General features: G+C 54.1%; 4 protein-coding genes and 1 tRNA gene. 4 read left to right on the forward strand and 1 reads right to left on the reverse strand.

The features are described 5' to 3' along the window. Window positions 1-393 precede the first annotated feature (393 nt). The 3 genes from C4885_RS15580 to C4885_RS15590 all read left to right on the forward strand — a co-directional run bounded on the left by C4885_RS15580 (window position 394) and on the right by C4885_RS15590 (window position 2,913). Window positions 394-879, forward strand: a complete 486-nt coding sequence (locus C4885_RS15580) for a hypothetical protein (RefSeq protein ID WP_114001212.1) — start codon at window positions 394-396, stop codon at window positions 877-879. Beyond that, the gene (locus tag C4885_RS15585) at window positions 876-1,745 is read left to right on the forward strand and encodes a class B sortase (RefSeq protein ID WP_114001213.1); all 870 of its coding nucleotides are present in this window, start codon (window positions 876-878) and stop codon (window positions 1,743-1,745) included. Before C4885_RS15580 ends, C4885_RS15585 begins: the two co-directional genes overlap by 4 nt. An 85-nt stretch (window positions 1,746-1,830) precedes the next feature. Further along, complete coding sequence (locus tag C4885_RS15590) at window positions 1,831-2,913, forward strand: LPXTG cell wall anchor domain-containing protein (RefSeq protein ID WP_114001214.1); 1,083 nt, start codon at window positions 1,831-1,833, stop codon at window positions 2,911-2,913. Window positions 2,914-3,490: 577 nt separating this feature from the next. On the opposite strand, the gene C4885_RS15600 is transcribed toward C4885_RS15590, so the two are convergent. Continuing rightward, a tRNA-Val gene (locus tag C4885_RS15600) sits at window positions 3,491-3,566 on the reverse strand. A 253-nt stretch (window positions 3,567-3,819) separates the two neighbouring features. Between C4885_RS15600 and ruvC the strand changes: the two genes are divergently transcribed. Beyond that, window positions 3,820-4,317, forward strand: coding sequence for a crossover junction endodeoxyribonuclease RuvC (gene ruvC / locus C4885_RS15610; RefSeq protein WP_114001216.1), 498 nt, complete (start codon window positions 3,820-3,822; stop codon window positions 4,315-4,317). Window positions 4,318-4,471: the final 154 nt, after the last annotated feature.

A 4,471-nucleotide genomic window follows, 5' to 3' on the forward strand; every position in this document is an offset into this window, starting at 1 on the left:
TTTTGGCAACGCAGATGCCGTGCCGCAGCTGCCGGAGCGGTGCTTAAGCCGCAAGGCGGGAATTGTGCGGTGTTGCCTCAAGATAGCTCCCTACAGAGCAAGGTATCATGTGTACCAAACAGAAAAACGACCGGTGGAACAGCCAGCCCTCTGGCCGCCGCAGAGAAACGCTGCCAATGCATAAAACATGCCGCCGCGCAGTTATACTACCCCTACACAACATCAGCTCAACAACAAAAATGACAAAACAGACTGCAGAAGACCGTGCTTTTTTGATTGACAAAACAAGCGTGGCGTGATAATATGATAGCTGTACATTGCTCTATGTTTTTAACGTTGAACAGATGTTAAATACTTGTGCAATGGCAACACGGAAAAGTAGGAGAACATAGCATGAGACGGACTTTGGCAGCGCCGGGCCTTGCAGCTGTGCTGGGTATGGCATTGCTGCTGACCGCCTGCGGTAAAACAAACGCACATAACAATACGGCAGGCGAAACGGTCAGCACGGCACTGTTTGACTTTTCCATTACGGATGTCAGCCTGGTGGAAAGCTACCCCGGCATTGATATCCCGGATGGCGAATGCCTGGTGCGCATGCGCCTGAACATCAAGAACACCAGCAGCCAGACCTACACGATGTTCCTGCAGGATTTCCAAATCCAGTGGGGCGAGGGCGACAGCGATTACGGCACCTGCCTGAACGCAGTGGATGATACCATGATGCCGTATGCTTATGAGCTGACCCCCGGCCAGGAGCGCAGCGACTGGCTGATGGCTGAAATCCCCGATGGCAGCACCAGCTGCACCATTGCGTATCAGGAATACAAGACCGATGGCAGCAAAGGCGATGCCTACTTTGTGGAGGCAGCCCTGTGAGCCAGCAGTCGCGCATTCTTGCAGGGGTGTTTTGCTCCGGTATGGCGGCGGCGTTGATTGCTATGGCGGCACTGCAACTGCCCAACTGGCTGCAGCAGCGCAAGATGGTGAGCGAGAGCCCGCCGGTGGTGCAGACTGCAGAACCAGAGCAGACGCCGGAGCCGCAGGTTACCGCGGCCCCCACCGTGCAGCCCGCCGTTACCCCGGAACCGCGGGATTTTACCGCACTGCTGGAGCGTAACCCCGAAGTGATCGGCTGGATCAAGATCGATGATACCGATGTTGACCTGCCGGTGATGCAAAGAGAAGGGGACAACAGCTACTACTTAAAGCACGACCTGGATGGCAACTGGGATGACCTGGGCCTGCCATACCTGGATTATGAGTGCGATATCCAGCAAAGCCGCCATTTGATCCTGTACGGCCACAACATGGGCGTGGGGGATACGGTGCGGTTTTCCAGCCTGCAAAATTACCGCGAGCCGGAATATTATCAGGAACACCCGGTCATTGAGCTGGACAGCCTGAACGGTGGCCAGTACTACAAGATCGTGGCAGTTTATGCAATTACCACGCGCGAAAGCGATGGCGATGTGTTCCACTTTAACCAGTATGTGAACTTTGCCGATGATGCGGCAGAGCAGGAATACCTGGATGAAGTGGCCAAGCGCGCGTTTTATACCACGGGCGATTATGCCCGCGCAGACGAACGGCTTTTGACATTGTGTACCTGTACCTATGAAATGTCGGATGCCCGCCTGCTGATTATGGCACGCCCGCTGCGGGACGGGGAAACGCTGACGGCGGATGAAGTTATCATCAATCCGGACCCGCTGCTTCCAGCCCGCTGGCCGGCCGGGGCGTAAAATTTTTATTTGAATTCTGGGCACAAAGGCAACAGCAATCCGTACCTTTGCGTTTGGGATATAATTTTGGAAAGGGAGTAAAATTATGCAAAAGACGAGCAGGTTTTCGCGTCTGCTTACGCTGGTTACGGCTGTTGCCTTGGCAGTTTGTCTGCCTGTATCGGCGTATGCAGAAACCGAGACCACCGAGGAAGCTGCTGCACCCGCAGTAGTGGAGGAGACTGCACAGGACAACACCGCTGACGAAGCTGCAAGCGAAGACAGCGCTTCCTGTGTGCGCGTGGTGGATGTTACCATTTTTATGGACACCACCAAGGGCCATTTCGAGAGCGATCCCGACAATGTTGCCCTGACTTATCTGAACCGTGCCGAGTTTGAGGAGACTCCGATCACTCTGCCCACCGTTATCGCAAACGAGGGCTGGGAGTTCAAGGGCTGGGACGTTTGGGGCAAAGAGCACTTTGTCCTGGGCGCCGATGCTACTGAACTGGGCACCAGCGGCCTTGGTGCATTCCCGGTTGGCAGCCTGGTAGGCGGTATCTACCTGTACCCCATCTTTATGGAAGCTCCGAAGCCGGTTGAGCCTACTCCGACCACTCCGGTCGAGCCTACTCCGACCACTCCGGTCGAGCCTACTCCGACCACTCCGGTCGAGCCTACCCCGACCACTCCGGTCGAGCCTACCCCGACCACTCCGGTTGAGCCTACTCCGACCACTCCGGTCGAGCCTACTCCGACCACTCCGGTCGAGCCTACTCCGACCACTCCGGTCGAGCCTACCCCGACCACTCCGGTCGAGCCTACCCCGACCACTCCGGTTGAGCCTACTCCGACCACTCCGGTCGAGCCTACTCCGACCACTCCGGTCGAGCCTACTCCGACCACTCCGGTCGTGACCCCGACCGCCCCGGTTATCCCGGAGACCACTCCGACCAATACTCCGGCAAACACCCCGACTGAGGAAACCAATACCCCGGACAATACTCCGACCAACACCCCGGATGTTACCAAGTCCAACACCCCCGCTGATAACTCCAGCAAGATCATCCCGCAGACCGGCGTTTCCAGCACCAACAGCAACTCTGTTGCAGGTCTGGCCATCGTTCTGGTTGCCGCACTGGGCGGCGCTGCCGCTTACCTGTTCATCAACCGCAAGAAGCTGAACTGATAAGTGTAAAGTGATAGAGCTTTGAATTATTTAAAAACAGCCTTCGGCATTTGCCGAAGGCTGTTTTTGTGGTTGGGTAGCTTGAGCGAGCGACAACCACCAGCTAAGCTGGTGGAATAAAAACGGCTTTAGCCCTAGACAAAGAGAAACCTCCCCGTAGAATAGAGTGTGGGTTTGCCAACCACATTCTAGGAACAGAGAGGTTTCTCTTTGAAATGAAAAATAACAAAGACGTAGATAGTTTAAGCCATACGACATGGAGATGTCAATACCATGTAGTGTTTGCACCGAAATATCGGAGAATGGTGATGTTGCAAATCCGAAAGTGTACAACGGCGTGATGAGAAAACTAGAAAGGCTACAAAATGAGTGAGTTTTTGGAAACTGTAATTAAGGCTGACGCTGGGCATGTTTGGCGCGTGCTAGATGAATTTATGGATGCGCTAAAAGAAACAAAACCGGACGTGTATAGGGATTTGGTGCACGACTTGCAAAGAAAATAGGCAAATGTGTACTATAAAGTGTGTACTAACAAAAGAAAACACCGTAGATTTTAACGAATCTACGGTGTTTTCTATGGTGCGCGGTACAGGACTCGAACCTGTGACCTCCTGCACGTCAAGCAGATGCTCTACCAGCTGAGCTAACCGCGCATGTCCTTGCGACTTGTATACTATACCAAATCCAAGCAGAAAAAGCAAGCCCTTTTTTCGAAAAAAATGAAAAAATTCAGAAAATACATGAAATTGAACGCACCACCGCAAAAGAAATTTGCAAATGCGGAAGGGCTTTTCCTTGCCGCATACACGGCTTTGTGGTATACTGATACAGTTAAATGGGGATAGTGCACCCTTTTGCCGGTGCGGCGTTTCCTGAATAGATTCAAACACAGGGAAAGGGGATACTATGCGGGTTTTGGGCATCGACCCCGGCTATGCGATCGTGGGCTGGGGCGTTGTGGAATATGCAGGCAACCGTTTTACGCCCATCGCTTACGGCGCAGTGTGTACCGATAAGGACACGCCGTTTGAACAGCGCCTGATTGAAATTTATGACGGCATCAAGGATATCTGTACCCGCTATCAGCCGGAAGCACTCTCCATTGAAAAGCTGTACTACCAGCATAACCAGACGACCGTCATCGGTGTGGCGGAAGCCCGCGGGGTGATTTTGCTGGCTGCCGCGCAGTGCGGCGTGCCGATTTATGAGTACACCCCCATGCAGGTCAAGCAGGCTGTGACCGGGTATGGCAAGGCGGTAAAAAAGCAGATCCAGGAAATGATCCGCATCATGCTGCACCTGCAAACCATCCCCAAGCCGGACGATACAGCGGACGCTCTGGCCATGGCCGTAGCGCACTGTCACTGCTCCCGCAGCCGCCTGATGGGCACCGCCCCAAGATAAGGGCCGCAGGGCAAATAACCCGGCGCACGGCAACATAGAATCATAATGGTGTAAGAGCACATTTCAGGGCAACACCGCACAATTCCCGCCTAACGGCTTAAGCACCGCTCCGGCGGCTGCGGCACGGCATCTGCGTTGCCAAAATGCTCGATAA

This window comes from Subdoligranulum sp. APC924/74 (assembly GCF_003324125.1).
Classification (GTDB): domain Bacteria; phylum Bacillota; class Clostridia; order Oscillospirales; family Ruminococcaceae; genus Gemmiger; species Gemmiger qucibialis.

Bases quoted from the DNA above. Each gene is read 5' to 3' on its own strand.
- C4885_RS15580 (WP_114001212.1), top strand. From the start codon at position 394: ATGAGACGGACTTTGGCAGCGCCGGGCCTTGCAGCTGTGCTGGGTATG.
- C4885_RS15590 (WP_114001214.1), top strand. From the start codon at position 1,831: ATGCAAAAGACGAGCAGGTTTTCGCGTCTGCTTACGCTGGTTACGGCT.
- ruvC (WP_114001216.1), top strand. From the start codon at position 3,820: ATGCGGGTTTTGGGCATCGACCCCGGCTATGCGATCGTGGGCTGGGGC.